Annotated in this window: 36 protein-coding genes; 34 read left to right on the forward strand and 2 right to left on the reverse strand. The window is 60.0% G+C overall.

Going from position 1 to position 25,755, the window contains the following annotated elements; genetic code table 11:
• Positions 1-38: 38 nt before the first annotated feature.
• The gene (locus AB8A38_RS00840) at positions 39-2,069 is read left to right on the forward strand and encodes an ABC transporter ATP-binding protein (RefSeq protein ID WP_439084609.1); all 2,031 of its coding nucleotides are present in this window, start codon (positions 39-41) and stop codon (positions 2,067-2,069) included.
• A 25-nt stretch (positions 2,070-2,094) separates the two neighbouring features.
• On the opposite strand, the gene AB8A38_RS00845 is transcribed toward AB8A38_RS00840, so the two are convergent.
• Positions 2,095-2,667, reverse strand: a complete 573-nt coding sequence (locus tag AB8A38_RS00845; protein WP_439088442.1) for a TetR/AcrR family transcriptional regulator — start codon at positions 2,665-2,667, stop codon at positions 2,095-2,097.
• 135 nt (positions 2,668-2,802) lie between these two features.
• Between AB8A38_RS00845 and AB8A38_RS00850 the strand changes: the two genes are divergently transcribed.
• The 33 genes from AB8A38_RS00850 to AB8A38_RS01010 all read left to right on the forward strand — a co-directional run bounded on the left by AB8A38_RS00850 (position 2,803) and on the right by AB8A38_RS01010 (position 23,933).
• Positions 2,803-3,201 (forward strand): RidA family protein, encoded by a 399-nt coding sequence (locus AB8A38_RS00850; RefSeq protein WP_175365590.1) that lies wholly within the window; start codon positions 2,803-2,805, stop codon positions 3,199-3,201.
• A 735-nt stretch (positions 3,202-3,936) separates the two neighbouring features.
• Positions 3,937-4,308, forward strand: a complete 372-nt coding sequence (gene rpsL, locus AB8A38_RS00855; protein WP_068731626.1) for a 30S ribosomal protein S12 — start codon at positions 3,937-3,939, stop codon at positions 4,306-4,308.
• 15 nt (positions 4,309-4,323) lie between these two features.
• Positions 4,324-4,794: a 30S ribosomal protein S7 gene (rpsG, locus tag AB8A38_RS00860; protein ID WP_068731502.1), complete on the forward strand. Its 471-nt coding sequence runs from the start codon at positions 4,324-4,326 to the stop codon at positions 4,792-4,794.
• Positions 4,795-4,825: 31 nt separating this feature from the next.
• Positions 4,826-6,898, forward strand: a complete 2,073-nt coding sequence (gene fusA, locus AB8A38_RS00865) for an elongation factor G (protein ID WP_315842709.1) — start codon at positions 4,826-4,828, stop codon at positions 6,896-6,898.
• A gap of 39 nt (positions 6,899-6,937) precedes the next feature.
• Positions 6,938-8,128, forward strand: a complete 1,191-nt coding sequence (gene tuf / locus AB8A38_RS00870) for an elongation factor Tu (RefSeq protein ID WP_315842708.1) — start codon at positions 6,938-6,940, stop codon at positions 8,126-8,128.
• 83 nt (positions 8,129-8,211) lie between these two features.
• Complete coding sequence (rpsJ, locus tag AB8A38_RS00875) at positions 8,212-8,520, forward strand: 30S ribosomal protein S10 (protein ID WP_013166261.1); 309 nt, start codon at positions 8,212-8,214, stop codon at positions 8,518-8,520.
• Between the two features lie 51 nt (positions 8,521-8,571).
• Complete coding sequence (gene rplC / locus AB8A38_RS00880) at positions 8,572-9,297, forward strand: 50S ribosomal protein L3 (protein ID WP_315842707.1); 726 nt, start codon at positions 8,572-8,574, stop codon at positions 9,295-9,297.
• 1 nt (position 9,298) lies between these two features.
• Positions 9,299-9,919, forward strand: coding sequence for a 50S ribosomal protein L4 (rplD, locus tag AB8A38_RS00885; RefSeq protein WP_120291944.1), 621 nt, complete (start codon positions 9,299-9,301; stop codon positions 9,917-9,919).
• Positions 9,916-10,215 (forward strand): 50S ribosomal protein L23, encoded by a 300-nt coding sequence (locus tag AB8A38_RS00890; RefSeq protein WP_068731492.1) that lies wholly within the window; start codon positions 9,916-9,918, stop codon positions 10,213-10,215. The genes rplD and AB8A38_RS00890 overlap by 4 nt, the downstream gene beginning before the upstream one ends.
• A 12-nt stretch (positions 10,216-10,227) precedes the next feature.
• Complete coding sequence (gene rplB / locus AB8A38_RS00895) at positions 10,228-11,061, forward strand: 50S ribosomal protein L2 (RefSeq protein ID WP_068731490.1); 834 nt, start codon at positions 10,228-10,230, stop codon at positions 11,059-11,061.
• Between the two features lie 12 nt (positions 11,062-11,073).
• Complete coding sequence (gene rpsS, locus AB8A38_RS00900) at positions 11,074-11,352, forward strand: 30S ribosomal protein S19 (RefSeq protein WP_089268170.1); 279 nt, start codon at positions 11,074-11,076, stop codon at positions 11,350-11,352.
• 10 nt (positions 11,353-11,362) lie between these two features.
• Positions 11,363-11,749: a 50S ribosomal protein L22 gene (gene rplV, locus AB8A38_RS00905; protein WP_068731486.1), complete on the forward strand. Its 387-nt coding sequence runs from the start codon at positions 11,363-11,365 to the stop codon at positions 11,747-11,749.
• A gap of 19 nt (positions 11,750-11,768) precedes the next feature.
• A complete protein-coding gene (rpsC, locus tag AB8A38_RS00910; protein WP_068731624.1) occupies positions 11,769-12,467 on the forward strand; it encodes a 30S ribosomal protein S3 in 699 nt (232 codons plus the stop codon).
• 32 nt (positions 12,468-12,499) lie between these two features.
• A complete protein-coding gene (rplP, locus tag AB8A38_RS00915) occupies positions 12,500-12,913 on the forward strand; it encodes a 50S ribosomal protein L16 (protein ID WP_089268171.1) in 414 nt (137 codons plus the stop codon).
• A gap of 4 nt (positions 12,914-12,917) precedes the next feature.
• Positions 12,918-13,127: a 50S ribosomal protein L29 gene (gene rpmC / locus AB8A38_RS00920; protein WP_089268172.1), complete on the forward strand. Its 210-nt coding sequence runs from the start codon at positions 12,918-12,920 to the stop codon at positions 13,125-13,127.
• A gap of 10 nt (positions 13,128-13,137) precedes the next feature.
• Positions 13,138-13,386 carry a 30S ribosomal protein S17 gene (gene rpsQ, locus AB8A38_RS00925; protein WP_089268173.1) on the forward strand — a complete coding sequence of 83 codons (249 nt, stop codon included), beginning with the start codon at positions 13,138-13,140 and terminating at the stop codon, positions 13,384-13,386.
• 41 nt (positions 13,387-13,427) lie between these two features.
• Positions 13,428-13,796 (forward strand): 50S ribosomal protein L14, encoded by a 369-nt coding sequence (gene rplN / locus AB8A38_RS00930; RefSeq protein WP_068731479.1) that lies wholly within the window; start codon positions 13,428-13,430, stop codon positions 13,794-13,796.
• Positions 13,796-14,110 (forward strand): 50S ribosomal protein L24, encoded by a 315-nt coding sequence (rplX, locus tag AB8A38_RS00935; protein ID WP_068731477.1) that lies wholly within the window; start codon positions 13,796-13,798, stop codon positions 14,108-14,110. Before rplN ends, rplX begins: the two co-directional genes overlap by 1 nt.
• Positions 14,103-14,663, forward strand: a complete 561-nt coding sequence (gene rplE / locus AB8A38_RS00940; RefSeq protein ID WP_089268174.1) for a 50S ribosomal protein L5 — start codon at positions 14,103-14,105, stop codon at positions 14,661-14,663. Before rplX ends, rplE begins: the two co-directional genes overlap by 8 nt.
• A gap of 43 nt (positions 14,664-14,706) precedes the next feature.
• The gene (rpsN, locus tag AB8A38_RS00945) at positions 14,707-15,012 is read left to right on the forward strand and encodes a 30S ribosomal protein S14 (RefSeq protein WP_089268175.1); all 306 of its coding nucleotides are present in this window, start codon (positions 14,707-14,709) and stop codon (positions 15,010-15,012) included.
• Positions 15,013-15,024: 12 nt separating this feature from the next.
• Positions 15,025-15,423, forward strand: a complete 399-nt coding sequence (gene rpsH, locus AB8A38_RS00950; protein ID WP_089268176.1) for a 30S ribosomal protein S8 — start codon at positions 15,025-15,027, stop codon at positions 15,421-15,423.
• 13 nt (positions 15,424-15,436) lie between these two features.
• Positions 15,437-15,970: a 50S ribosomal protein L6 gene (gene rplF / locus AB8A38_RS00955; protein WP_089268177.1), complete on the forward strand. Its 534-nt coding sequence runs from the start codon at positions 15,437-15,439 to the stop codon at positions 15,968-15,970.
• A gap of 11 nt (positions 15,971-15,981) precedes the next feature.
• Positions 15,982-16,344: a 50S ribosomal protein L18 gene (gene rplR / locus AB8A38_RS00960; RefSeq protein WP_068731467.1), complete on the forward strand. Its 363-nt coding sequence runs from the start codon at positions 15,982-15,984 to the stop codon at positions 16,342-16,344.
• An 87-nt stretch (positions 16,345-16,431) separates the two neighbouring features.
• Positions 16,432-17,004 carry a 30S ribosomal protein S5 gene (gene rpsE, locus AB8A38_RS00965; RefSeq protein ID WP_068731465.1) on the forward strand — a complete coding sequence of 191 codons (573 nt, stop codon included), beginning with the start codon at positions 16,432-16,434 and terminating at the stop codon, positions 17,002-17,004.
• Positions 17,005-17,084: 80 nt separating this feature from the next.
• Positions 17,085-17,279, forward strand: coding sequence for a 50S ribosomal protein L30 (gene rpmD / locus AB8A38_RS00970; protein WP_068731463.1), 195 nt, complete (start codon positions 17,085-17,087; stop codon positions 17,277-17,279).
• 115 nt (positions 17,280-17,394) lie between these two features.
• Positions 17,395-17,880, forward strand: coding sequence for a 50S ribosomal protein L15 (gene rplO / locus AB8A38_RS00975; RefSeq protein ID WP_068731461.1), 486 nt, complete (start codon positions 17,395-17,397; stop codon positions 17,878-17,880).
• Between the two features lie 150 nt (positions 17,881-18,030).
• Positions 18,031-19,362, forward strand: a complete 1,332-nt coding sequence (gene secY, locus AB8A38_RS00980) for a preprotein translocase subunit SecY (RefSeq protein ID WP_089268179.1) — start codon at positions 18,031-18,033, stop codon at positions 19,360-19,362.
• Positions 19,359-20,288 (forward strand): adenylate kinase, encoded by a 930-nt coding sequence (locus tag AB8A38_RS00985; protein ID WP_315842705.1) that lies wholly within the window; start codon positions 19,359-19,361, stop codon positions 20,286-20,288. Before secY ends, AB8A38_RS00985 begins: the two co-directional genes overlap by 4 nt.
• A 179-nt stretch (positions 20,289-20,467) precedes the next feature.
• The gene (rpsM, locus tag AB8A38_RS00990; protein ID WP_068731455.1) at positions 20,468-20,836 is read left to right on the forward strand and encodes a 30S ribosomal protein S13; all 369 of its coding nucleotides are present in this window, start codon (positions 20,468-20,470) and stop codon (positions 20,834-20,836) included.
• Positions 20,837-20,944: 108 nt separating this feature from the next.
• The gene (gene rpsK / locus AB8A38_RS00995; protein ID WP_068731453.1) at positions 20,945-21,334 is read left to right on the forward strand and encodes a 30S ribosomal protein S11; all 390 of its coding nucleotides are present in this window, start codon (positions 20,945-20,947) and stop codon (positions 21,332-21,334) included.
• 99 nt (positions 21,335-21,433) lie between these two features.
• Positions 21,434-22,465, forward strand: coding sequence for a DNA-directed RNA polymerase subunit alpha (locus AB8A38_RS01000; RefSeq protein WP_089268181.1), 1,032 nt, complete (start codon positions 21,434-21,436; stop codon positions 22,463-22,465).
• A 124-nt stretch (positions 22,466-22,589) separates the two neighbouring features.
• On the forward strand, positions 22,590-23,003 hold the full coding sequence (gene rplQ / locus AB8A38_RS01005; protein ID WP_068731449.1) for a 50S ribosomal protein L17: 414 nt from the start codon (positions 22,590-22,592) through the stop codon (positions 23,001-23,003).
• Positions 23,004-23,138: 135 nt separating this feature from the next.
• Positions 23,139-23,933: an SDR family NAD(P)-dependent oxidoreductase gene (locus AB8A38_RS01010; RefSeq protein ID WP_439084610.1), complete on the forward strand. Its 795-nt coding sequence runs from the start codon at positions 23,139-23,141 to the stop codon at positions 23,931-23,933.
• Positions 23,934-24,033: 100 nt separating this feature from the next.
• Here the strand turns inward: AB8A38_RS01010 and AB8A38_RS01015 are convergent, their stop codons facing one another.
• Complete coding sequence (locus AB8A38_RS01015) at positions 24,034-25,479, reverse strand: porin (RefSeq protein ID WP_439084611.1); 1,446 nt, start codon at positions 25,477-25,479, stop codon at positions 24,034-24,036.
• Positions 25,480-25,755: the final 276 nt, after the last annotated feature.

The following is a 25,755-nucleotide window of genomic DNA, read 5'->3' on the forward strand; positions in this document are numbered from 1 at the left end:
TCTTGCGGTCGAAGGACCGTGCAGCAACGGTTCGTTCCATGGCGTCGAAGCCACCTCCAAAGCCTCCATCTGACGACAAGAACGCGGCCGAGCCGGCCACGCCGCTCGATGACAAGTTTGCGCTCCCGGTTGGCGCTGCCGCCGCTTCGGTTCCCAGCACGAAACCGCCGGCTGTCGAGAAGACGGCAAAAGCCAAGCCTGCCGTCGATGATGACGACGAGGATGAAGACGACGAGCTCGATGACGATGATGACGAGGAACTCGTCGTCTTTACCGCGCGCGAGGCCGCCGGCGCCTTCGGGACGGTCTATCGTTTCACGCGGCCATTGCTCGGCAAGTACCGCAAGCTGCTTGGCTTCGTTGGCTTCGGCGTTCTGGTCGAGACGCTGTTCAACGTCATCATGCCGCTCAGCCTCAAATATCTGATCGACGACGCGCTCGGCGAGGAGGATTTCGACGCGTTGTTCAAGATCCTGTCGGTGCTGGCCGTCGCCGGCATTGTCACGTCGATCGTTGCGATCTGGTATGAGCGCTGGGACGCCAAACTGGCAGCCTCGATCATCACGGACGTCCGCTCACGCCTGTTCGATCACGTACAGGATCTGCCGTCGGCCTATTTCGCCCGCACCAAGCGCGGCGAGATCCTGTCCCGATTTTCGATCGATCTGTCGTCTTTCGAGACGGCCATCAAGAGTTTCGCCAACAGCGCATTGCTGCCGTTCCTCGAACTGATCGCCGGCATCGGGCTGATGCTGTATCTGAACTGGCAGCTGGCCGCCGTCGCGCTACTGATTTTCCCGATCACGCTGATCGGCCCGCGCATCCTGACGCCGAAGGCCGTGCAGGCCAATTACGACCAGAAGCTCAGCGAAGCTTCAGTGCTCGGTATGGTGCAGGAAAACATCGCGGCACAGGCGGTGATCAAGGCCTTCAGCCTGCAGCGGCGTACCATGGGCTGGTTCCGGCTACGCAATAACGAAACGCGCGACAGGATTGCGGCGGCGACCTTCCTGTCGACCATGGTCGAGCGCTCGGTCACCGTCTCGGTATTGTTGCTGCATTTGGTGGTGCTGGCGATCGGCGCCTATCTCGCCACCAAGGGCCAGATCACCGTCGGCACCTTCGTCACCTTCGAAAGCGCGTTCTGGGAGGTGTCCTACAACATCGCCCATGTGATGCACTTTATCCCGGTGTCGATCCAGGCAGCGGCCGCCGTACGGCACATGGAGGAGATGCTCGACGAGCCCACCCGTGGTGCCGACAAGCCCGGCTCACCGGAACTGCCGCGCATCGTCAACGACATCACTTTCGATCGTGTCTCGTTCAAGTATGAGAACAGCCAGCAGCCGGTGCTCGACAATCTCAGCCTCAAGATCAATGTCGGCAAGACCGTCGCCATTGTCGGCCCATCCGGTTCCGGCAAGAGCACGTTGCTGAACCTGATCCTGCGGCTCTATGTGCCGGACGAGGGCAGGGTGACCATTGACGGCGTCGATATCCGCAAGATCACGCGCGAGTCCCTGCGCGGCCACATGGCCGTGGTGTTCCAGGAGAACATGCTGTTCAACATGTCGATCCGCGAGAACATCCGGCTCGGCAAGGAAGGCGCCACCGACGAGGAAGTCGAGCAGGCGGCACGCAAGGCCGAGATCCATCGCTACATCATGAGCCTGCCAGACAAATACGATACGCAGGTCGGCGAGCGCGGCGATACGCTATCGGGCGGCCAACGCCAGCGCATTGCGATCGCGCGCGCCGTCGTCCGCAATCCGTCGGTGCTCCTGCTGGATGAGGCGACATCTGCCCTCGACCAGACAACCGAGGCGGCGCTCAACAAGACGCTGTTCAAACTCGCCAAGGGCCGTACCCTGATTTCGTCGACGCACCGGCTGGCCGCCGTAGTGGATATGGACGAAATCATCGTCATCAATGGCGGCAAGGCGATCGAGCGTGGCTCGCACAAGGAGTTGCTGGCGCTGAACGGTACCTACCGTCAGCTATGGGACGACCAGCGGCACAGGTCATCTGCCGGCGACGATGATGATGACGAGGATGACGACGACGAGTGAGCGCATCTGAAGGTTTGTGAGGCGGTCATCCCGCCGTTCGCAGCAAGCCCGCTGAAAGTTGTCGGAAGGCCTCGACCGCTTTCGTAAGGACCGCGTGGGGATCATCGGCGGCAGCGATCCAGAGGGCAGCGTTGAGCGCCGCGCCATTGATCAGACGGGCCGCTGCTTCGGCATCGACAGGCTTGACCGTTCCATCGTCAATAAGTCGCTGGATCGCCTGTGTTGTCGTGCGCAGGCACGCGGTCTGGTTCGGCCATTGCGAGGGATCGCCGAGTACGGCGGGGCCATCCAGCAGCATGATGCGCTGGATCTCCGGCTCGAGGGACATTTCGATATAGGCGACGCCTTCGTTGAGAAACCCGTCCCATGCGGTGTCAGCCTGACCGCGGGCAGCGCGCATGCGCGCCAACATTTCCGAGTCGATCTGATCGATGACGGCCTGCAGCAAACCCTTCTTGTCGCCGAAGTTGTGATAGAGCGCGCCGCGCGTCAGGCCGGCTTCGGCGGTCAGATCGTCCATCGATGCCGCCGCATAGCCTTTGGCGGCGAAAGCCGTCCGGGCCGCCCGGATGAGTTTGGCCCGGGTTTCCTCCACCATTTCCGCTCGTCGTCTCGCGACCACTGTCATCTCCGCAAAATAACATACGCGCTGTATGCATATTGACATACGTGGCGTATGTCAGATTATGCTGACATACGAGGCGTATATAATCTCTGAACAAGGACTGACACCATGACCAAACGCGACGCGATTTTCCCGGCCGGCCGGCAGGCGCTTTACGAGATCAACCGGTATTCGGCGGCGATACGCTCGGGCGACCTCCTGTTTGTCTCGGGCCAGGTCGGCAGCCGGGAAGACGGCTCGCCGGAGCCGGTCTTCGAAAAGCAGGTCCAGCTGGCATTCGATAACCTCGCGGCCGTGCTGAAGGCTGCAGGTTGCACATTCGACGACGTGGTCGACGTCACCACCTTCCACACCGACCCGGCCACCCAGTTCGCGGCGGTCAATGCCGTCCGATTGGCCGTGATTGGCGAGCCGCCTTACCCGAACTGGACCGCGGTCGGGGTCAACTGGCTCGCGGGCTTCGATTTCGAGATCAAGGTCATCGCACGCCTCCCTGCATCCGCCTGATTGGCTGACCGTGGGCGTCGAATGAGCGGCGGCGTACCGCTCCACTCGACGCTCCGGTAACATTTGCTCCTGATCGGCCGCTGCCCGGTGTGTCGATTCGGGACACGATACGGTTTGCATCGGATGCGAGTCGGCGGGGCAGGGCGCAAAAAATCCGCAACCCAGGCGATTCTCTTTCATCAAACTGCAACGAATCCGAGTCGCGGATTCTTTCGTGGATGACATGGCGGGCGTCGAAATCGCGTATGTTCTGTCATGATCCACATGCTAGAAGATGCAGTGCGAGAAGCGTTTCTTTCATCGCGCTTTGTTGTTGACTTGGGTATCCCCTGCGGATACAACCCGGCCATTCAACGACAGGCGGTGAGCTTCGCCAGTGTCGGAACGGATCACCCAATCGGCTTTTCGGAGCTAATCGGGCACCAACCTCGACCAAGAAGCTCAAACGCTGTCGCTATATCAAGGCAATGCCAAAACGACGTTTGTCTCCTGAGAGACTTCTCTCTTGAGATTAAATTCGAATGCATGACCTCGGTGCAGACCTAAAGACGTAAGTCTGGCGGTCATGATCGCGGTCCTCTGTGGCGTTAAGCGCTTTCCGTTCAGCAATGAATGGTTGGCGTGATTTCGTTTTGCGTGAAGCTTTTCACGTGATGCGAACCGTGGGGCAGGTTGCTCCGAGTGATTTTGAGGAAGCCGTTACGGCTTCGAGCGAACTAAAGGGTGAAGGCTGACATGCCGACGATCAACCAGCTGATCGCTACTCCGCGCGCAATTCAGAAGTCGCGCAAGAAGGTTCCTGCGCTGCAGCAGTCGCCGCAGAAGCGCGGCGTTTGCACGCGCGTCTACACGACGACTCCGAAGAAGCCGAACTCGGCGCTTCGTAAGGTTGCCAAGGTGCGTCTGACCAATGGCTTCGAAGTCATCGGTTACATTCCGGGTGAAGGTCATAACCTTCAGGAGCACTCCGTGGTCATGATCCGCGGCGGTCGCGTCAAGGATTTGCCCGGCGTGCGTTACCACATCCTCCGCGGCGTGCTGGATACCCAGGGCGTCAAGAACCGTAAGCAGCGTCGTTCGAAGTACGGCGCGAAGCGTCCGAAGTAAGCCGGGGTCTGATCGATGTCTCGTCGCCATTCAGCTGAAAAGCGTGAAGTTAACCCGGATCCGAAGTTCGGGAACGTCATCGTCACCAAGTTCATGAATTCGATCATGTATGACGGCAAGAAGTCTGCCGCCGAAACCATCGTTTACGGTGCTTTCGAAATGATCGAAGCGAAGACCAAGCAGGGTCCGCTCGGCGTGTTCGAGCAGGCTTTGGAAAATGTGATGCCGACGATCGAGGTTCGTTCGCGTCGCGTCGGTGGCGCTACCTATCAGGTGCCGGTTGAAGTCCGCAGCATTCGGCGCCAGGCGCTGGGCATTCGCTGGCTGATCACCGCTGCGCGCGCTCGCAACGAGAAGACCATGACCGAGCGTCTCTCGGCTGAGCTGCTCGATGCGTCGAACAACCGTGGTAACGCCGTGAAGAAGCGGGAAGACGTGCACAAGATGGCGGAAGCCAACCGCGCATTCTCGCATTATCGCTGGTAACGGCGAAACTCCGGAATTTAAGGAACATCCCATGCCTCGCGTACATGCCATTGAGGACTACCGTAACTTCGGTATCATGGCGCATATCGATGCCGGTAAGACGACAACGACCGAGCGCATCCTCTATTACACCGGCAAGAGCCACAAAATCGGCGAAGTGCACGAAGGTGCCGCGACGATGGATTGGATGGAGCAGGAGCAGGAGCGTGGCATCACCATCACGTCCGCTGCCACCACTGCATTCTGGAACGGCCACCGCCTGAACATTATCGACACCCCCGGCCACGTCGACTTCACGATTGAAGTCGAGCGTTCGCTGCGTGTGCTCGACGGCGCTGTATGCGTTCTCGACTCCAACCAGGGCGTCGAGCCGCAGACCGAAACCGTCTGGCGTCAGGGCGACAAGTACAAGGTTCCGCGGATCGTTTTCGCGAACAAGATGGATAAGACCGGCGCTGACTTCTACAAGTGCCTTCAGGACATCATCGACCGTCTCGGCGCGAAGCCCGTTGCGATCCAGCTGCCGATCGGCGCGGAGAACGACTTCGTGGGCATGATCGATCTTGTGATCATGAAGGCCTATATCTGGAACAACGAAGCGCTCGGCGCGAAGTACGAAACCGTCGACATTCCGGCTGACCTGCTCGAGAAGGCCAAGGAATATCGCGAGAAGCTGCTCGAAGCCGCCGTTGAACTCGACGACGACGCGATGGCTGCTTACCTCGACGGCACCGAGCCGGACGAGGCGACCCTCAAGCGTTTGATCCGTAAGGCCGTGCTGACTGGCGCGTTCTATCCGGTTCTCTGCGGCTCGGCCTTCAAGAACAAGGGCGTGCAGCCTTTGCTCGACGCGGTTGTCGATTATCTGCCGTCGCCGGTTGACGTTCCTGCCATCAAGGGCACGGACGAAGACGGTAACGAGATCCTCCGCAAGGCAGACGACAAGGAGCCGCTGGCTCTGCTCGCATTCAAGATCATGGACGATCCGTTCGTCGGTACCATCACGTTCTGCCGCATCTATTCGGGTGTTCTGCAGAGCGGCACCGGTGTCGTGAACTCGACCCGTGAGAAGAAAGAACGTATCGGCCGCATGCTGTTGATGCATGCGAACAACCGTGAAGACATCAAGGAAGCCTTTGCCGGCGACATCGTCGCTCTGGCTGGCCTCAAGGAAGCCCGCACCGGTGATACGCTTTGCGATCCGGACAAGCAGGTCATTCTCGAGCGCATGGAATTCCCGGAGCCGGTGATCGAAATCGCGATCGAGCCGAAGTCCAAGGCCGACCAGGAAAAGCTGGGCGTTGCTCTGGCGAAGCTCGCTGCGGAAGATCCGTCGTTCCGCGTGTCGACCGACCACGAGTCCGGCCAGACCATCCTGAAGGGCATGGGCGAACTCCATCTCGACATCAAGGTCGACATTCTGCGCCGTACCTACAAGGTCGATGCGAATATCGGCGCACCGCAGGTGGCGTTCCGTGAGAAGATCACGAAGCGCGCTGAAGTCGACTACACCCACAAGAAGCAGACCGGTGGTACCGGCCAGTTCGCCCGCGTCAAGTTCGTGGTCGAGCCGGGCGAGCCGGGTTCGGGCTTCGTGTTTGAATCCAAGGTCGTCGGTGGTTCGGTTCCGAAGGAATACATCCCCGGCGTCGAAAAGGGTCTCAACAGCGTCATGACCTCGGGCGTGGTCGCGGGCTTCCCCGTGGTCGATGTTCATGTCCAGCTGGTTGACGGCGCCTATCACGACGTCGACTCGTCGGCGCTGGCCTTCGAAATTGCTTCGCGCGCGGCGCTCCGCGACGCGCTGCAGAAGGGCAAGTCCGTTCTGCTCGAGCCGATCATGAAGGTCGAATGCGTGACCCCGGAAGACTATACCGGTTCGGTCATCGGCGACTTGAACTCGCGGCGCGGTCAGATCCAGGGTCAGGACATGCGCGGCAACGCCAACGTCATCAACGCGATGGTGCCGCTCATGAACATGTTCGGTTACGTGAACACGTTGCGCTCGATGAGCCAGGGTCGTGCAACGTTCTCGATGTCATTCGATCACTACGCGGAAGCGCCGGCCAATGTGTCGGCAGAAGTCCAGAAGAAGTTTGCCTGATTGTCGTTAGCGACAGTTGACGACTAAACGGAGAGAGTCATGGCCAAAGCAAAATTTGAACGTAACAAGCCGCACTGCAATATTGGTACGATCGGTCACGTTGACCACGGCAAGACGTCGCTGACGGCGGCGATCACGAAGGTGCTGGCAGAGTCGGGTGGTGCGACGTTCACCGCTTACGACCAGATCGACAAGGCGCCCGAGGAAAAGGCCCGCGGCATCACCATTTCGACCGCGCACGTCGAATACGAGACCGCCAACCGCCACTACGCCCATGTCGACTGCCCCGGCCACGCCGACTATGTGAAGAACATGATCACGGGTGCCGCGCAGATGGACGGCGCGATCCTGGTCGTGTCGGCTGCCGACGGCCCGATGCCGCAGACCCGCGAGCACATCCTGCTCGCGCGCCAGGTCGGCGTTCCGGCGCTGGTCGTGTTCCTGAACAAGTGCGACATGGTCGACGATCCGGAGCTGCTCGAGCTCGTGGAAATGGAAGTCCGCGAACTGCTCTCGAAGTACGACTTCCCGGGCGACGACATTCCGATCGTCAAGGGTTCGGCACTAGCCGCTCTCGAAAACTCGGACGTTAAGCTCGGCCACGACGCCATTCTCGAACTGATGAAGAACGTCGACAGCTACATCCCGCAGCCGGAGCGTCCGGTTGATCAGCCGTTCCTGATGCCGGTGGAAGACGTGTTCTCGATCTCGGGCCGTGGTACGGTCGTGACCGGCCGCGTCGAGCGCGGCATCGTCAAGGTCGGCGAGGAAATCGAAATCGTCGGCATCCGCGCCACGCAGAAGACGATCTGCACCGGCGTTGAAATGTTCCGCAAGCTGCTCGATCAGGGCCAGGCCGGCGACAACATCGGCGCGCTGCTGCGCGGCACCAAGCGTGAAGACGTCGAGCGCGGCCAGGTGCTGTGCAAGCCGGGTTCGGTGAAGCCGCACACCAAGTTCAAGGCCGAGGCCTACATTCTGACCAAGGAAGAGGGTGGCCGTCACACGCCGTTCTTCACCAACTACCGTCCGCAGTTCTACTTCCGCACCACCGACGTGACCGGTGTGGTGCATCTGCCGGAAGGCACCGAAATGGTGATGCCGGGCGACAACATCGCCATGGAAGTGCACCTGATCGTGCCGATCGCGATGGAAGAGAAGCTGCGCTTCGCCATCCGTGAAGGCGGCCGCACCGTCGGTGCTGGCGTCGTCGCGAGCATCATCGAGTAAGGACGCGAACAGGAAGTCGTGAGTAGCGGGTCTCGCTACTCGCTACTCGCAACAACCATTCGCTTTCAAAGAAAGACACGGCAATGAACGGCCAGAATATCCGCATTCGTCTCAAGGCGTTCGATCATCGTATCCTCGATGCATCGACCCGTGAGATCGTAAGCACCGCGAAGCGCACGGGTGCACAGGTCCGTGGACCAATCCCGCTGCCGACGCGCATCGAGAAGTTCACGGTCAACCGTTCGCCGCACGTCGACAAGAAGAGCCGCGAGCAGTTCGAGATGCGCACTCATAAGCGTCTTCTCGATATCGTCGATCCGACCCCGCAGACAGTCGATGCTTTGATGAAGCTCGACCTGGCCGCCGGTGTCGACGTCGAGATCAAGCTCTAAGTATTTAGGTCCCGTCCGGTCAAACGGACAGAAAGAACAGGAAGCACGCCGATGCGCTCCGGAGTGATCGCACAAAAGGTCGGGATGACCCGGGTCTTCACAGACGCCGGTGAACATATCCCTGTGACCGTGCTCAAGCTGGGTAACTGCCAGGTGGTTGGCCACCTCACCAGCGAGAAGAACGGTTACGTCGCGCTGCAGCTCGGATCGGGCTCGCGCAAGACCGTGTATTTGCCAAAGGCTGAACGCGGCCAGTTCGCGGTCGCCAAGGTTGAACCCAAGCGGAAGGTCGCGGAATTCCGCGTGTCGGAAGACGCGCTGATCCCGGTCGGCGCCGAGATCCAGGCAGACCACTTCGTGGTTGGCCAGTTCGTCGATGTCACCGGCACCTCGGTCGGTAAGGGCTTCGCCGGTGGTATGAAGCGCTGGAATTTCGGCGGTCTTCGCGCCACGCACGGTGTGTCGGTTTCGCATCGTTCGATCGGTTCGACCGGTGGTCGTCAGGATCCCGGCAAGACCTTCAAGAACAAGAAGATGCCCGGTCACATGGGTGTCGATCGTATCACCACGCTCAACCTGCGCGTCGTGCAGCTTGATGTCGAGCGCGGCCTGATCCTCGTCGAAGGCGCCGTTCCCGGCTCCAAGGGCGGTTGGATTTCGGTTCGCGATGCGGTGAAGAAGGCTCTGCCGAAGGACGCGCCGAAGCCCGGCAAGTTCAAGCTGGCAGGAGAGGGTGCGGCCGTTGAAGCACCTGCCGCCGAGCAGGAAGGAGCGTGAGATGAAACTGAACGTCACCACGCTTGAGGGCAAGGACGCCGGCTCGATCGAGTTGTCGGATGCCATCTTCGGTCTCGACCCGCGCGCCGACATCATCCAGCGTTGCGTGAACTGGCAGCTCGCAAAGCGCCAGTCGGGCAACCACAAGGCCAAGGGCCGCGCCGAAATCTGGCGCACCGGCAAGAAGATGTACAAGCAGAAGGGCACCGGCGGTGCTCGTCACGGTTCGGCTCGCGTTCCGCAGTTCCGCGGCGGTGGTCGTGCCTTCGGTCCGGTCGTTCGCTCCCATGCGTTCGATCTGCCGAAGAAGGTCCGTGCGCTCGCGCTGAAGCATGCTCTGTCGGCGAAGGCCAAGGACGGCGGCTTGATCGTGATCGAGAACGCCAACCTGGAAGCCGCCAAGACCAAAGCTCTGCTCGGTCACTTCTCGGGTCTCGGCCTGACCAATGCGCTGATCATCGACGGCGCCGAGGTTCATGTCGGTTTCGCTCAGGCGGCCCGTAACATTCCGAACATCGACGTGCTGCCGATCCAGGGCATCAACGTCTATGACATTCTGCGTCGTCAGAAGCTGGTTCTGACCAAGGCGGCGCTTGATGCGTTGGAGGCGCGCTTCAAATGAAGAACATCGACCCGCGCCATTACGACGTGATCGTCGCCCCTGTGGTGACGGAAAAGGCCACTGTCGCTTCTGAATTCAACAAGGTTGTTTTCAAGGTCGACGGCAAGGCCACCAAGCCGCAGATCAAGGAAGCCGTCGAAAAGCTGTTCGACGTCAAGGTAAAGAGCGTGAACACGCTGGTTCGCAAGGGCAAGACGAAGATCTTCCGTGGCAACCTCGGTTCACAGTCGAACGTCAAGCGTGCGATCGTGACCCTCGAAGAGGGCCACCGCATCGACGTTACGACCGGACTGTAAGGGCGATCAACGATGGCACTTAAGACATTCAACCCAACGACACCCGGCCAGCGTCAGCTGGTCATGGTGGATCGTTCCGCGCTGTACAAGGGCAAGCCTGTCAAGGCTCTGACCGAAGGCAAGCACTCGGCTGGCGGTCGTAACAACACCGGTCGCATCACGGTGCGCTTCCGTGGCGGTGGCCACAAGAAGTCCTATCGTATCGTCGACTTCAAGCGTTCCAAGGTCGACGTTCCGGCCGTGGTCGAGCGTCTGGAATACGATCCGAACCGCACCGCGTTCATCGCGCTGATCAAGTACACCGATGGCGAGCAGGCTTATATCCTGGCGCCGCAGCGTCTGGCCGTTGGCGATACCGTCATCGCCGGCAGCTATGTCGACGTGAAGCCGGGCAATGTCATGCCGCTCGGCAACATGCCGATCGGCACGATCATCCACAACGTCGAGATGAAAATCGGGAAGGGCGGCCAGATCGCTCGTTCCGCCGGCACCTATGCCCAGCTCGTCGGTCGTGACCATGATTACGTGATCATCCGTCTGAACTCGGGCGAACAGCGCCTGGTTCACGGTCGTTGCACCGCCACCATCGGTGCTGTGTCGAACCCGGATCACATGAACATCTCGATCGGCAAGGCCGGTCGTACCCGTTGGCTCGGCTGGCGTCCGCATAACCGCGGCGTCGTCATGAACCCGATCGACCATCCGCACGGTGGTGGTGAAGGTCGTACCTCGGGTGGTCGTCACCCGGTTACGCCCTGGGGCAAGCCGACCAAGGGCAAGAAGACCCGGTCGAACAAGTCGACCAACAAGTTCATTCTCATCAGCCGCCACAAGCGGAAGAAGTAAGGATCGCCGGACATGGTTCGTTCAGTCTGGAAAGGCCCGTTCGTCGAGGGTTCGCTGCTCAAGAAGGCAGATGCCGCTCGTTCGTCTGGTCGTCATGATGTGATCAAGATCTGGAGCCGTCGCTCGACGATCTTGCCGCAGTTCGTGGGTCTCACCTTCGGCGTTTACAACGGCCAGAAGCATGTACCTGTCGCTGTGAACGAGGAAATGGTTGGTCACAAGTTCGGCGAGTTCTCGCCGACCCGTACCTTCCATGGCCACGCCGGCGACAAGAAAGCCAAGAAGGGCTGAGGACTAAGTCATGAGCAAGCCAAAGCGCGAACGGAGCCTCCCGGATAACGAGGCCAAGGCGATCGCCCGCATGTTGCGCGTGAGCCCGCAGAAGCTGAACCTGGTTGCGCAGATGATCCGCGGCCGTAAGGCCTCGGCTGCGCTCGCCGACCTGCAGTTCTCGCGCAAGCGGATCGCGGTCGACGTGAAGAAGTGCCTGGAATCGGCGATCGCCAATGCCGAGAACAACCATGACCTCGACGTTGACGCACTGATCGTCTCCGAGGCGCATGTCGGCAAGGGCATCGTGATGAAGCGTTTCAGTCCGCGCGGCCGTGGCCGTTCGGGCCGTATCTTTAAACCGTTTGCGCAGCTGACGATTGTCGTTCGTCAGGTCGAAGCAGAAGCAGCAGCGTAAGCAGGCGCAGGAGAATAAGATGGGTCAGAAGATCAATCCAATCGGTCTGCGTCTTGGCATTAACCGTACGTGGGATTCACGTTGGTATGCCGGCAAGAACGAATACGGCAAGTTGTTGCACGAAGACGTCAAGATCCGCGAGATCCTGCACAAGGAGCTCAAGCAGGCTGCCGTCGCCAAGATCATCATCGAGCGCCCGCACAAGAAGTGCCGCGTGACCATTCAGTCGGCTCGTCCGGGTGTTGTCATCGGCAAGAAGGGCGCTGATATCGACAAGCTTCGCAAGAAGGTTGCCGACATCACCTCGTCGGACGTGGTGATCAACATCGTCGAAATCCGCAAGCCGGAGCTCGACGCGACCCTGGTCGCCGAGTCGATCGCACAGCAGCTCGAGCGCCGCGTTGCGTTCCGCCGTGCGATGAAGCGGGCAGTGCAGTCGGCGATGCGTCTCGGCGCCGAAGGCATTCGTATCAACTGCTCAGGTCGTCTGGGCGGTGCGGAAATCGCGCGTATGGAATGGTATCGCGAAGGTCGCGTGCCGCTGCACACGCTGCGTGCGGATATCGATTACGGCGTAGCCACCGCGTTCACGACGTTCGGCACCTGCGGTGTCAAGGTCTGGATCTTCAAGGGCGAAATCCTCGAGCACGATCCTATGGCTCAGGACAAGCGCATGGCCGAGGGTGACAATTCCCGGCCGCGTCGCGACGCTGCTTGAGCGTTTAATTAGAAGGTTTGAGGGCGTAAGCCATGATGCAACCAAAGAAGACCAAGTTCCGGAAGGCGCATAAGGGCCGGATCCACGGCGTTGCGACTTCGGGCGCCACGCTGGCTTTCGGTCAGTTCGGCCTGAAGGCAATGGCGCCGGAACGTCTGACCGCGCGTCAGATCGAAGCTGCCCGTCGCGCGCTGACCCGTCACATGAAGCGTGCCGGCCGCGTCTGGATCCGGGTGTTCCCGGATCTTCCGGTTTCGAAGAAGCCCGCTGAAGTCCGAATGGGCTCCGGCAAGGGTACCCCGGAACTGTGGGTTGCGCGCGTCAAGCCAGGCCGAGTGATCTTCGAGATCGACGGTGTCACCACGCAGATTGCCAAGGAAGCGATGACCCTCGCTGCCGCCAAGCTGCCGATCAAGACGCGTTTCGTTACGCGCATTGCGGAGTAGAGCCATGGCCGAAATGAAAACCAGCGATATCCGCGCAATGAGCCCCGATCAGATGGACGACGCCGTCCTCAATCTGAAAAAGGAGCGTTTCAACCTGCGCTTCCAGCGCGCCACCGGGCAGCTGGAAAACACCTCTCGCCTTCGTGAGGCGCGTCGTGATATTGCACGAATCAAGACCATCGCCGCGCAGAAGCGCGACGGTAAGTCGAAGTAAGGGGCCGAACATGCCGAAACGTACTCTGCAGGGCGTGGTCGTCAGCGACAAGCAAGCCAAGACGGTTGTTGTTCGCGTTGACCGTCGCTTTACGCACCCGATCTACAAGAAGACCATTCGCCGTTCGAAAAACTACCATGCCCACGACGAGAACAACGAGTTCAAGCCGGGCGACATGGTGTGGATCGAAGAGAGCAAGCCGATGTCGAAGCTGAAGCACTGGACGGTTGTCCGGGGCGAACAGAAGAAGACTGCCTAAAAATCGCGCATTAGCGCATAAACAGAGGACGAGGTGCATCAATGATTCAGATGCAGACCAACCTCGACGTGGCCGATAATTCAGGCGCACGCCGTGTCATGTGCATTAAGGTGATTGGTGGATCCAAGCGCCGTTATGCATCCGTTGGCGACGTAATTGTCGTATCGATCAAGGAAGCCATCCCACGCGGGAAGGTGAAGAAGGGCGACGTCATGAAGGCGGTCGTCGTGCGCGTCCGCAAGGACATTCGCCGCCCGGATGGCTCTGTCATCCGCTTCGATCGCAACGCCGCCGTGCTGATCAACAATCAGTCCGAGCCGATCGGTACCCGTATCTTCGGGCCCGTGCCGCGTGAGCTGCGCGCCAAGAACCACATGAAGATCATCTCGCTTGCGCCGGAGGTGCTGTAATGGCTGCCAAAATTCGCAAGGGTGACAAGGTCATCGTGCTGAACGGTCGCGACAAGGGCCGTACCGGCGAAGTGTTCGAAGTACGCCCGACCGAGGGCAAGGCGCTGGTTCGCGGCGTCAACCTGGTCAAGCGTCACCAGAAGCAGACCCAGGCACAGGAAGGCGGCATCATCTCGAAAGAGGCGCCGATCCAACTGTCCAACATCGCGATCGTCGGCAAGGACGGCAAGCCGACTCGCGTTGGTTTCAAGATCCAGGCTGATGGCACCAAGGTGCGTATCGCCAAGCGTTCGGGAGCAGAGATCGATGTCTGAGACCGTCTACATTCCGCGCCTGCGCGTCGAATACGACAAGTCCATTCGTGCCAAGCTGACTGAACAGTTCGGCTACGAAAACGTCATGCAGGTTCCGCGCCTCGACAAGATCGTCCTGAACATGGGCGTTGGCGAAGCTGTGAACGACCGCAAGAAGGCCGAAACCGCTGCCGGCGACCTGTCGCTGATCGCCGGTCAGAAGGCCATCGTGACCTATTCGCGCGTTGCTATCGCGACCTTCAAGCTGCGTGAAAACCAGCCGATCGGCGCCAAGGTGACTCTCCGCAAGACGAAGATGTACGAGTTCATCGATCGTCTGGTGAACGTCGCTCTGCCGCGCGTGCGAGATTTCCGTGGCCTGAACGCCAAGAGCTTCGACGGCCGTGGCAACTACTCGCTCGGTCTCAAAGAGCACATCATTTTCCCGGAAATCGATTTCGACAAGGCCGGGGATACGCCGCTGGGCATGGACATCACGGTGTGCACCACTGCGCGCACCGACGACGAGGCCCGCGCTTTGTTGACCGCTTTCAATTTCCCGTTCCGGCAGTGAGTAGCTGAAAAGCTTCTCAAACGCGGTAACCCAGGAGCCAAGCATGGCAAAGAAGAGTTCGATCGAGAAGAACAACCGTCGGAAGAAGATGTCCGCGAACGCTGCGCCGAAGCGCGCGCGTCTCAAGGCCATCATCGCCGACAAGACCAAGCCGATGGAAGAGCGGTTCGCCGCAACGCTGAAGCTCGCCGAGCTTCCGCGCAATTCATCGCCCGTTCGGATCATGAACCGTTGCGAAATCACCGGTCGTCCGCATTCGGTCTATCGTATCAACAAGCTCAGCCGTATCGCGCTGCGTGAACTGGGCTCGAAGGGCCTGGTTCCCGGGCTCGTGAAGTCCAGCTGGTAAGGGGGGCGGAACATGTCGACCCACGATCCAATCAGCGATCTCATCACCCGTATCCGCAATGCGCAGATGCGTACCAAGTCCAAGGTTTCGACCCCGGGCTCCAAGATGCGCGCCAACGTGCTCGAAGTGCTGAAGAACGAAGGCTACATCCGTGGCTTCGCCAGCGTCGAGCATTCGTCGGGCCGCTCCGAGCTCGAGATCGAACTCAAGTATTTCGATGGCGAACCGGTCATCCGCGAAATCGAGCGTGTTTCGAAGCCAGGACGTCGTGTGTACGTCTCGGTGAAGAACCTGCCGCGCGTGAAGAACGGCCTCGGTATCTCCGTTTTGTCGACGCCCAAGGGAATTATGGCCGACCACGACGCGCGCGACGCGAACGTGGGCGGTGAAGTTCTCTTCACGGTGTTCTGAGGAAGGATCAGTCATGTCACGAGTTGGCAAGAAGCCAGTGGCGGTGACCGCGGGAGTTACCGCGTCCGTCGAAGGCCAGACCGTCAAGATGAAGGGCCCCAAGGGCGCTCTTCAGTTCGTCGTGCACGACGACGTGGTGGTGAAGATGGAAGAGGGCGCAATCAAGGTTGCTCCTCGCGTCGAAACCAATCGCGCCCGTGCACTGTACGGTACCGCTCGCGCGCAGATCGCGAATCTGCTCGAAGGCGTTACCAAGGGTTTCGAGAAGAAGCTCGAGATCACCGGCGTTGGTTATCGTGCGGCCCTGCAGGGCAAGAACCTGCAGCTGGCGCTCGGTTACAGCCACGATGTCGTATACGCGATCCCGGAAGGCATCACCATCACGGTGCCGAAGCCGACCGAGATCAACGTCGCCGGCAACGACTCGCAGCGCGTCGGTCAGGTAGCCGCGGAGATCCGCAGCTATCGTCCGCCAGAGCCTTATAAGGGCAAGGGCGTACGTTATTCCGACGAGTTTATCTTCCGCAAGGAAGGCAAGAAGAAGTAACGGAGCCGGTCATGTCGAAACTCAAGATTACGAATGCCCGGCGCAAGCAACGCGTGCGGCTCTCGCTCCGCCGGACTGCCAATGGCCGTCCGCGCCTGTCGATCTTCCGCTCGTCGAAGCACATCTACGCGCAGGTCATCGACGACCTGAAGGGCGAGACGCTCGCTTCCGCGTCGTCGCTGGAGAAGGCGATGCGCGAAACCGGCAAGACCGGTGCGGACGTCGATGCGGCGCAGGCTGTCGGCAAGCTGCTGGCAGAGCGCGCGGTCAAGAATGGCGTCAAGGAAGTGGTGTTCGACCGTGGTCAGTATCTGTACCACGGCCGCGTCAAGGCGCTGGCAGATGCGGCTCGCGAAGGCGGGCTCAGCTTCTAAGCGATTTCACTTTCGTTGATTTGCAAGTTGCAGATTTGAACGGACACAGGGTTAGAAGCGAAAGCTTCGCAAGGATTGGAAAACACCATGGCAGGTGAACGCGAACGCGGCGGACGCGACCGGGGCCCCCGGGAAGAGCGTGATAGTGAGTTCGTCGACAAGCTCGTCCACATCAATCGTGTGGCGAAGGTCGTCAAGGGCGGTAAGCGCTTCGGCTTTGCAGCTCTGGTCGTCATTGGCGATCAGAAGGGCAGGGTCGGGTTCGGTCACGGTAAGGCCCGTGAAGTTCCGGAAGCAATCCGCAAGGCAACCGAGTCGGCCAAGCGCAACCTGACGCGCGTCGCTCTGCGCGAAGGTCGCACGCTGCATCACGACATCGCTGGCCGTCATGGCGCGGGTCGCGTGTATCTGCGTGCTGCTCCGGCTGGTACCGGCATCATCGCCGGCGGTCCGATGCGCGCTGTGTTCGAAACGCTGGGTATCCAGGACGTGGTGGCCAAGTCGATCGGTTCGTCGAATCCCTACAACATGGTTCGCGCCACTTTCGACGCGCTGAAGCATCAGGATTCGCCGCGTTCGGTTGCTGCTCGCCGCAACATCAAGGTGTCCACCCTGCAGTCGCGCCGCGTTGGCGGTGACGCCGAGCTGGTTGCCGAATAACAGGCATGATTCGGAAAAGTGGATCTCCACTTTTCTGATAAGGATCATGCCCTCTAAAAAGACTTTTTGGAGTTATCACGATGGCCAAGGCCGCAAAGATGATCAAGGTCGAGCAGGTCGCCAGCGCAATTCGCCGGCACCACTCGCAGCGTTCTACGCTGATCGGCCTCAAGCTCAACAAGATCGGTCGCGTCAGCGAATTGCAGGACACTCCTGAAGTTCGCGGCATGATCACCAAAGTGCAGCACCTCGTCCGCGTGGTCGAGGATAAGTAAGTTCACGTCGTCTCACTGCGGCCGCCAGGTTGCCGCAGGGATGACACTGTTGACCTTCGAGGTCCGGATCTGCCGGTAAGCCTCGGGAAGACAGGGCGAAACAGGGAAAAGAACGATGAAGCTCAGCGATATCGCCGATAACGCCGGCTCCCGTAAGAAGCGTATGCGCGTCGGCCGTGGCATCGGCTCCGGCAAGGGCAAGACCGCGGGCCGCGGCGGCAAGGGCCAGACCGCACGTTCGGGCGTCCGTATCAAGGGCTTCGAGGGCGGCCAGATGCCGTTGCATCGTCGTCTGCCGAAGCGCGGCTTCAACAATATCTTCCGTCTCGATTACGCCGAGATCAACCTGGACCGCCTCCAGGACGCGATCGATGCGAAGACCATCGACATCAAGGCCGTGATCAACGCTGAATCGCTGGTGAAGGCTGGTGTTCTGCGCCGCTCGAAGGCTGGTGTGCGTGTTCTCGGCCGTGGCGAGATCAAGGCCAAGATCAACATCGAAGTGCACGGTGCCACCAAGACGGCCATCGAAGCCATCGAGAAGGCCGGCGGTTCGGTGAAGATCATCGCGCCGAAGAAGGCCGACGGCGAAGCTGCGTAACATCTGCGGCATCGCCTGCGTCTGTGGGCGGCCTTGCGTGATGTGGCAGTAGATTTTATCAATGCCGAGCACCAAATAATGTCCGGCCTCCGCTGCATGCCCCGCTCTTTCGGGGCATGATGGCGAAAGGGGCGCGGGAGAAAGCCAAACATGGTCTCTGCAGCAGAGCAATTAGCAGCAAACCTCAACTTTTCGGCCCTCGGCAAGGCCGATGAACTGAAGAAGCGCATCTGGTTCACACTGGGTGCGCTGCTTGTTTATCGGCTCGGCACCTATATTCCGCTGCCCGGCATCGATCCGGCCGCGTGGGAACAGGTGTTCAAGCAGCAGGCCGGCGGCATCCTCGGCATGTTCAACATGTTCGCAGGTGGCGGCATCAACCGCATGGCGATTTTTGCGCTGAACATCATGCCGTATATTTCGGCATCGATTATCATTCAGCTGCTGACCACCGTGTCGCCCCAGCTCGAAGCTCTCAAGAAAGAGGGCGAGGCGGGCCGCAAGACGCTGAACCAGTATACCCGTTACCTGACTGTCATCCTCGCCGCGTTCCAGTCCTATGCCATTGCGGCGGGTCTGCAGGGCGCAGGCAATGTCGTCAGCGAACCCGGCATGTTCTTCCTGATCTCGACCTCGGTGACGCTGACCGGCGGCACGATGTTCCTGATGTGGCTGGGTGAGCAGATCACCTCGCGCGGCATTGGTAATGGCATCTCGCTGATCATTCTGGCCGGCATCGTGGCCGAGCTTCCGTCGGCGATCGCCAATATGCTCGAACTGGGTCGTCAGGGCGCACTGTCGACTGGTCTGATCCTGGTCGTCATCGTGATGGCCGTGGTCGTGATCGCCTTCATCGTGTTCATGGAGCGCGCCCAGCGCCGCCTGCTGATCCAGTATCCGAAGCGTCAGGTCGGCAACAAGATGTTCGAGGGCCAGTCCTCGCATCTGCCGCTGAAGCTCAACACCTCGGGCGTGATCCCGCCGATCTTCGCGTCATCGCTGCTATTGCTGCCGGCGACTATCGCAAGCTTCAACGCAGGGAAGGGGCCGGAGTGGTTCCAGTGGCTGACCACGCAGCTCAGCCATGGTCGTCCGCTGTTCCTGATCATGTATGTGTCGCTGATCGTGTTCTTCGCGTTCTTCTATACGGCGATCGTGTTCAACCCGACCGAGACTGCCGACAATTTGAAGAAGCATGGCGGCTTCATCCCGGGCATTCGCCCGGGTGAGCGGACCGCGGAATACATCGACTATGTGCTCTCGCGCATTACTGTACTCGGCGCTGCCTATCTCGCCGTGGTCTGCTTGATCCCCGAGATCCTGATTTCCTACGCCTCGGTGCCTTTCTACTTCGGCGGCACGTCGCTGCTGATCGTGGTCAGTGTCACCATGGATACTGTGGCGCAGGTGCAGGGCTATCTGCTGGCGCACCAGTATGAAGGTTTGATCCGCAAGTCGAAGCTGAGGGGCCGGCGCAAATGAGGTTGATTCTTCTCGGGCCGCCGGGGGCGGGCAAGGGAACTCAGGCACATCGTCTTGTCGAGCGTCACAACATCGTTCAGCTGTCCACTGGTGACATGCTGCGTGCTGCCGTGGCCGCCGAGACCGAAGTTGGCCTCAAGGCCAAGGACATCATGGCCGCTGGCGGCCTGGTGCCCGATGATATTGTGATCGGGATCATCTCGGATCGCATCGAGCTGCCGGATGCCGCCAACGGCTTCATCCTGGACGGCTTCCCGCGTACCGTGCCGCAGGCCGAAGCACTGGATGCATTGCTGAAGTCCAAGGGGCTTCATCTCGATGCTGCCGTTGAGCTCCGCGTCAACGAGAGCGCGCTGTTGCAGCGTGTCGAAGCCCGTGTCGCCCAGATGATGGAGCGCGGCGAGACCGTACGCATCGACGATACGCCGGAAGTGCTGTCGAAGCGCCTGGCGAGCTACCGCACCTCGACCGAGCCGCTGGTCCACTACTATTCGGAAAAGCGGAAGCTGGTGACCATCGATGGCATGATGACCATCGAAGAGGTGACGGCTGAGATCAACCGCGTGCTGGCAGCGATTCTCGCCGCCGATGAGTCGGCGAAGAAGCCGGCCCGCAAGCCCGCCAAGAAGGCCGCTGCCGCCAAGCGTGGATCTGCTCCGGCCAAGAAAGCGGCCAAATCGGCCAAAAAAGCTGCGAAGGCAGTCAAGAAGGCCAAGAAGGCGCCGGTAAAGGTCGCCAAGAAGGCAAAGACGGCCAAGAAGGCCGTGAAAAAGACTGTCAAGAAAACGGTCAAAAAGGCGGTAAAAGCGATCAAAAAGGCTGTAAAATCGTCTTCAAAGGCGAAAACCAGCAAGTCCGCCAAAAAGCCAGCCAAGAAGGCCGGTAAAGTGGCCAAGAAAGCCGGCAAAAAGCGCGCCAAACGCTAGAGCAGGTTGACGAAGCGAAGTTGAATACTTTAATAAGGCCCTCATCCAGTCGGAAGATTCCAACGATGCCGGGCCCCACTGAAATCCAGGGGACGGGCGTCGTGTTCGCGTTTGTGAATACCCGCCCGACAAATGATGATAATGCCGGTTCGTGATGGACTGGTGACAGGAGAGAAGTTGTGGCCCGTATCGCCGGTGTAAACATCCCGACCAACAAGCGCGTGCTGATCGCGCTGCAGTACATTCATGGCATCGGCCAGAAGAACGCCGCCGATATCATCGAGAAGGTGAAGATCACTCCGGAGCGCCGCGTCAATCAGCTCAGCGACGCGGAAGTTCTGCAGATCCGCGAAGTCATCGACCGCGACTATCTGGTCGAGGGCGATCTTCGTCGCGAGACGGGCATGAACATCAAGCGTCTGATGGACCTCGGCTGCTATCGCGGCCTGCGTCATCGTCGCGGTCTGCCGGTTCGTGGCCAGCGCACGCATACCAATGCGCGCACCCGCAAGGGGCCGGCCAAGTCGATCGCCGGCAAGAAGAAGTAAGCTTTCGAATACGAGTTTGCGGAAGCGGATAATCATCCGCTTCTGCAATTATTTTTTGGTGTAGCCGCTGGCATTACGGCGGCGTTGAGATCCTCAGAAAGGTTAGAGATGGCAAAGGAAGCCGGACGTATTCGTCGCCGCGAGCGCAAGAACATTGCATCGGGCATCGCGCACGTGAATTCGTCGTTCAATAACACGACCATCACCATCACCGACGCGCAGGGCAACACGATTGCCTGGTCGTCGGCTGGCACGATGGGCTTCAAGGGTTCGCGCAAGTCGACCCCGTATGCAGCGCAGGTTGCTGCTGAAGACGTGTCGAAGAAGGCGCAGGAACATGGCATGCGCACACTCGAAGTCGAAGTCGGCGGTCCGGGTTCGGGTCGTGAATCGGCTCTCCGCGCGCTGCAGGCCGCGGGCTTCACGGTCACCTCGATCCGCGACGTGACCTCGATCCCGCACAACGGTTGCCGCCCGCGCAAGCGTCGGCGCGTTTAATACTTTTTGATCGCGGGTGGCTCGGCTGCCCGCGATCGCTTTTGCGATGCGACTTACGCGGACTGATCCGCGATCTCCAACGCCAGTGAGTTTGATGGCATGGGTGACACAGTGACGATCCAGAAAAATTGGCAAGAACTTATCCGGCCGAACAAGCTGCAGGTAACCCCTGGCAGCGATCCAACCCGTTTTGCGACCCTGGTTGCCGAACCGCTCGAGCGCGGTTTCGGTCAGACCCTCGGTAACGCACTCCGCCGCATCCTGTTGTCCTCGCTGCAGGGCGCTGCCGTGCAGTCGGTGCACATCGACGGCGTGCTGCATGAATTCTCCTCGATCGCCGGCGTGCGTGAAGACGTCACCGACATCGTGCTGAACGTGAAGGACATCTCGATCAAGATGCTGGGCGAAGGCCCGAAGCGCATGGTCGTGAAGAAGCAGGGTCCGGGCGTCGTGACCGCCGGCGACATTCAGACTGTCGGCGACGTGACCGTTCTCAATCCCGACCTGCAGATCTGCACCCTCGACGAGGGCGCGGAGATCCGCATGGAATTCACCGTTGCCGGCGGCAAGGGCTACGTCGCTGCCGAGCATAACCGTCCGGAAGACGCGCCGATCGGCCTGATCCCGATCGACAGCCTGTACTCGCCGGTTCGCAAGGTGTCGTACAAGGTCGAGAACACCCGTGAGGGCCAGATCCTCGATTACGACAAGCTGACGATGACCATCGAGACCAACGGCGCGCTGACGCCGGATGACGCGGTTGCTTATGCCGCGCGCATCCTGCAGGACCAGCTCAACGTGTTCGTGAACTTCGAAGAGCCCCGCAAGGAAGTTGCTCAGGAAGTCATCCCGGATCTCGCTTTCAACCCGGCTTTCCTCAAGAAGGTCGACGAGCTCGAGCTCTCGGTGCGTTCGGCAAACTGCCTGAAGAACGACAACATCGTTTACATCGGCGACCTCGTTCAGAAGTCGGAAGCAGAAATGCTCCGCACTCCGAACTTCGGCCGCAAGTCGCTGAACGAAATCAAGGAAGTGCTCGCCCAGATGGGTCTGCACCTCGGCATGGAAGTGCCCGGTTGGCCGCCGGAAAATATCGACGAGTTGGCCAAGCGCTTCGAAGATCACTACTGAGCATCACGAGCGGCGTGGCCGGGGTCTAACCCGGTCATGGCGTTATGGGCGAACGCAGGCAGCCCACCTGCAACATGATGTCCGACGAACCGTCGCGGCAAACTGAAATATAAGGAATATTCCAATGCGTCACGGCAAGGTTCATCGCAAGCTCAACCGCACCGCAGAACATCGCAAGGCGATGTTCGCCAATATGTGCGCGTCGCTGATCAAGCACGAGCAGATCATCACCACGCTTCCGAAGGCCAAGGAGCTCCGCCCGATCGTGGAGAAACTCGTCACCCTCGGCAAGAAGGGCGGCCTCCACATGCGTCGCCAGGCCATCAGCGAGATGAAGGATCAGGATCAGGTCCGCAAGCTGTTCGACGTGCTGGCCAAGCGCTACGCCGATCGTCAGGGCGGTTACACCCGCATCATCAAGGCCGGCTTCCGCTACGGCGACAACGCCCCGATGGCGCTGATCGAGTTCGTCGATCGCGACGAAGACGCCAAGGGTAAGGATTCGGGTCCGGTGCAGGGCTCGGCCGAAGCGGCGTAAGCCACTCACATCAGAATTTCGGAAAAGCGGCGCCTTGTGCGCCGCTTTTTTTGTTGTGCTTTCGTCTTTTGGATGCAGTTGCATCTTTCAATCCGCGTTCCGATATCAGATCCGTCATTCAAACGGAGCACGCATATGAAAATCGATCTGACGGGCAAGACGGCACTCGTGACGGGCTCGACCTCGGGCATTGGTCACGCCATTGCCAAGGGGCTGGCCGCCACTGGCGCTGAGGTTGTTGTGAACGGCCGCAGTCAGGGCAAGGTGGACGCGGCAATCGCTGCGATCACCAAAGTGGTGCCTGGGGCCAAGGTGAAAGGCGTCGCTGCCGACGTGTCGACAGCGGAGGGCTGCAACGCGCTCGCCTCGGTACTCCCCGAGGTCGATATCCTCATCAATAATGCCGGCATCTTCGAGCCCAAGGGCTTCTTCGACATTCCCGACGAGGACTGGACGCGCTTCTTTGAGGTCAACGTCATGTCGGGCATCCGTCTGTCGCGCGCCTACATGCAGGGCATGCTGAAGCGCAACTGGGGCCGTATCGTTTTCATCTCGTCGGAGTCCGGACTGAACATTCCCGGCGAGATGATCCACTACGGCATGACGAAGACAGCGCAGCTCGCGATTTCGCGTGGCCTCGCGGAGCTTACCAAGGGCACGGCCGTGACGGTCAATTCCGTGCTGCCCGGGCCGACCATGTCCGAAGGCGTCGAGACCTTCGTCAAGGATCTCGCCAAACAGAATGGGCAATCGGTCGAAGAGGCCGCTTCCAACTTCGTCAAGCAGCACCGCTCGACGTCGCTGATCCAGCGCTTCGCCACCGTCGAGGAGATCGCGAACATGGTCGTCTATGTCTCGTCGAAGGAGGCATCGGTCACCAACGGCGCGGCGCTGCGTGCCGAAGGCGGGATCGTGCAGACCATCGCGTAACCGTACGCCCTGGAAAAGTACAAAGGCGGCGCTGAAGCGCCGCCTTTGTTGATTGTGGGACCGTGAGCATTCAGCTCCGAACGGCAGAACCGTTTTACTCTTAGAAAGCCACCTGGGTGCGCATCGCGAACACGTCGTAATCGGCACCGGTGTTCACGTTGCTGTTGACGGCGAACTTGTCGACAGTGCCGTGGATCCAGTTGAACATGAAGCGCATGTTCTGGTTCACATACCAGTTCACGCCGACCGTGGTATTCTTCAGTTCACCGCCGCGAATGACACCGTCATTCAGGCTGGCGTAGCTGTACCGCACCGCCAGTTCCCATGCGCCGAGATCGCCGGTCGCGAAGTTGACCGGACGGGCTGGGTTGATGCCGCCGAAGGCGCCGGCCGATGTGTTGTACTTGTGCTGTTCGCCGGTGATGACGTAGCTGGCCTGGCCGTAACCGCCATTGAAGCTCAGGTCGGACAGACCGTTGCTGCGCTGGATGTTGTAGTCGAAGTATTCGCCCGACGCCATGAAGCTGCCGAACTTGACCGCGGCTTCACCGCTCAGCACACGGGCATTGTTCACGAAGTTCATGGTGCCGGTGTTCAGCAATGCGTTAGTCGCCGGATCGACGCGAACTTCGATGCGATCGGACATGCCGAGCGTGTTGTTGGTCACACCACCGGTCTGGGCGAGATACAGCGCGTCGAAGCCGACGAGGACGGTGCCGACTTCGTTGTTGATCGGCAGACCGACGGCGCGGAAGGTGGCGCCGAGCGGCTGCGGCTGGCTGTGATTGACGTTGAGGCCGGTCGTCGGACCGGTCACGTAAGCGCCGACCCAGTACTGATCGCCGAAGACCTGACCACCGAACGCGGCGCGGTTGTCGCCTGCCGCGAGGCTGGTCGCGAGAACCTGCGAAGCTGCGCGTTCCATGAACATGATGTTGTTCGAGCTGGTCGCTTCGTCCAGCGTATACGGCACGTCGATATAGCCGCCCTGGATCAACAGGCCCTTGACGCCCTTATAGGCGACATAGGCGTTGTTGAGAGTGACGTCGCCATCGGTGGTACCGCCGGCATCGACAATCACGCCGTATTCCCAATCCTTGTTGAAGGTGCCGATCAGGCCGAGACGGGCGCGACGGGCATTGATGCCGTCATTCACGCTCTGCGGGCTGGTCCCGGCCGACTTCGGCGAGAACGAATAGGCGGCAGTGTCGAGGTGCAGACGGCCGGTGATGGCGATGCAGTTCAGACCGTCGTCGGTGCAGAAGGTCGGACGGTTGCCGGGCATCGTCAGGTTCGCGTTGATGAAGGGCACAGCCTTCTTGTGCATGGCGGCGTTGGCATTCGCGAAGTTCTGCTTGACCGATTCCGTCTGCTTCTGGGTGGTGTTGGCCTGCTTCTGAACGTTATCGAGCTTCTTTTCCAGCGCGCGGAGCTGCGCTTTCAGTGCGGCGATCTCATCATTCGATGACTGCGCATGCGCCGGGCCTGCGGCCAGCGCGCCGATCACGCCGAGCGTGCCCAGGATTTTGTGTGTCGTGAAAGACATGGAGTACCCCTGTAGAAGACAAAATCCGACACGCCCCGCGAATTGCTCCGCAGGTGATGGACGCGTATGGATCTGTGTTTGTGATCTTGCGAAAGAGAACGTCCGGAGGCTCTCGCCAGGGGGCGTTCTCATTTTACAAGCGAGCTACCGTTGAGCTCGCGGGCAAACTAGGCAAGCTTTGCGACAGTTCTGTAAAACCCGCATCGCATTGTAGTGAACGACACTGCGGTGTCGCTTTTCGATCACAAGCGATTTAGATAATTAGCTATCTATATT

The sequence above is a fragment of the Tardiphaga sp. 839_C3_N1_4 genome (genome assembly GCF_051811045.1).
In the GTDB taxonomy this organism is placed as follows: domain Bacteria; phylum Pseudomonadota; class Alphaproteobacteria; order Rhizobiales; family Xanthobacteraceae; genus Tardiphaga.

Bases quoted from the DNA above. Each gene is read 5' to 3' on its own strand.
- AB8A38_RS00840 (WP_439084609.1), top strand. From the start codon at position 39: ATGGCGTCGAAGCCACCTCCAAAGCCTCCATCTGACGACAAGAACGCG.
- AB8A38_RS00845 (WP_439088442.1), bottom strand. From the start codon at position 2,667: ATGGTGGAGGAAACCCGGGCCAAACTCATCCGGGCGGCCCGGACGGCT.
- AB8A38_RS00850 (WP_175365590.1), top strand. From the start codon at position 2,803: ATGACCAAACGCGACGCGATTTTCCCGGCCGGCCGGCAGGCGCTTTAC.
- rpsL (WP_068731626.1), top strand. From the start codon at position 3,937: ATGCCGACGATCAACCAGCTGATCGCTACTCCGCGCGCAATTCAGAAG.
- rpsG (WP_068731502.1), top strand. From the start codon at position 4,324: ATGTCTCGTCGCCATTCAGCTGAAAAGCGTGAAGTTAACCCGGATCCG.
- fusA (WP_315842709.1), top strand. From the start codon at position 4,826: ATGCCTCGCGTACATGCCATTGAGGACTACCGTAACTTCGGTATCATG.
- tuf (WP_315842708.1), top strand. From the start codon at position 6,938: ATGGCCAAAGCAAAATTTGAACGTAACAAGCCGCACTGCAATATTGGT.
- rpsJ (WP_013166261.1), top strand. From the start codon at position 8,212: ATGAACGGCCAGAATATCCGCATTCGTCTCAAGGCGTTCGATCATCGT.
- rplC (WP_315842707.1), top strand. From the start codon at position 8,572: ATGCGCTCCGGAGTGATCGCACAAAAGGTCGGGATGACCCGGGTCTTC.
- rplD (WP_120291944.1), top strand. From the start codon at position 9,299: ATGAAACTGAACGTCACCACGCTTGAGGGCAAGGACGCCGGCTCGATC.
- AB8A38_RS00890 (WP_068731492.1), top strand. From the start codon at position 9,916: ATGAAGAACATCGACCCGCGCCATTACGACGTGATCGTCGCCCCTGTG.
- rplB (WP_068731490.1), top strand. From the start codon at position 10,228: ATGGCACTTAAGACATTCAACCCAACGACACCCGGCCAGCGTCAGCTG.
- rpsS (WP_089268170.1), top strand. From the start codon at position 11,074: ATGGTTCGTTCAGTCTGGAAAGGCCCGTTCGTCGAGGGTTCGCTGCTC.
- rplV (WP_068731486.1), top strand. From the start codon at position 11,363: ATGAGCAAGCCAAAGCGCGAACGGAGCCTCCCGGATAACGAGGCCAAG.
- rpsC (WP_068731624.1), top strand. From the start codon at position 11,769: ATGGGTCAGAAGATCAATCCAATCGGTCTGCGTCTTGGCATTAACCGT.
- rplP (WP_089268171.1), top strand. From the start codon at position 12,500: ATGATGCAACCAAAGAAGACCAAGTTCCGGAAGGCGCATAAGGGCCGG.
- rpmC (WP_089268172.1), top strand. From the start codon at position 12,918: ATGGCCGAAATGAAAACCAGCGATATCCGCGCAATGAGCCCCGATCAG.
- rpsQ (WP_089268173.1), top strand. From the start codon at position 13,138: ATGCCGAAACGTACTCTGCAGGGCGTGGTCGTCAGCGACAAGCAAGCC.
- rplN (WP_068731479.1), top strand. From the start codon at position 13,428: ATGATTCAGATGCAGACCAACCTCGACGTGGCCGATAATTCAGGCGCA.
- rplX (WP_068731477.1), top strand. From the start codon at position 13,796: ATGGCTGCCAAAATTCGCAAGGGTGACAAGGTCATCGTGCTGAACGGT.
- rplE (WP_089268174.1), top strand. From the start codon at position 14,103: ATGTCTGAGACCGTCTACATTCCGCGCCTGCGCGTCGAATACGACAAG.
- rpsN (WP_089268175.1), top strand. From the start codon at position 14,707: ATGGCAAAGAAGAGTTCGATCGAGAAGAACAACCGTCGGAAGAAGATG.
- rpsH (WP_089268176.1), top strand. From the start codon at position 15,025: ATGTCGACCCACGATCCAATCAGCGATCTCATCACCCGTATCCGCAAT.
- rplF (WP_089268177.1), top strand. From the start codon at position 15,437: ATGTCACGAGTTGGCAAGAAGCCAGTGGCGGTGACCGCGGGAGTTACC.
- rplR (WP_068731467.1), top strand. From the start codon at position 15,982: ATGTCGAAACTCAAGATTACGAATGCCCGGCGCAAGCAACGCGTGCGG.
- rpsE (WP_068731465.1), top strand. From the start codon at position 16,432: ATGGCAGGTGAACGCGAACGCGGCGGACGCGACCGGGGCCCCCGGGAA.
- rpmD (WP_068731463.1), top strand. From the start codon at position 17,085: ATGGCCAAGGCCGCAAAGATGATCAAGGTCGAGCAGGTCGCCAGCGCA.
- rplO (WP_068731461.1), top strand. From the start codon at position 17,395: ATGAAGCTCAGCGATATCGCCGATAACGCCGGCTCCCGTAAGAAGCGT.
- secY (WP_089268179.1), top strand. From the start codon at position 18,031: ATGGTCTCTGCAGCAGAGCAATTAGCAGCAAACCTCAACTTTTCGGCC.
- AB8A38_RS00985 (WP_315842705.1), top strand. From the start codon at position 19,359: ATGAGGTTGATTCTTCTCGGGCCGCCGGGGGCGGGCAAGGGAACTCAG.
- rpsK (WP_068731453.1), top strand. From the start codon at position 20,945: ATGGCAAAGGAAGCCGGACGTATTCGTCGCCGCGAGCGCAAGAACATT.
- AB8A38_RS01000 (WP_089268181.1), top strand. From the start codon at position 21,434: ATGGGTGACACAGTGACGATCCAGAAAAATTGGCAAGAACTTATCCGG.
- rplQ (WP_068731449.1), top strand. From the start codon at position 22,590: ATGCGTCACGGCAAGGTTCATCGCAAGCTCAACCGCACCGCAGAACAT.
- AB8A38_RS01010 (WP_439084610.1), top strand. From the start codon at position 23,139: ATGAAAATCGATCTGACGGGCAAGACGGCACTCGTGACGGGCTCGACC.
- AB8A38_RS01015 (WP_439084611.1), bottom strand. From the start codon at position 25,479: ATGTCTTTCACGACACACAAAATCCTGGGCACGCTCGGCGTGATCGGC.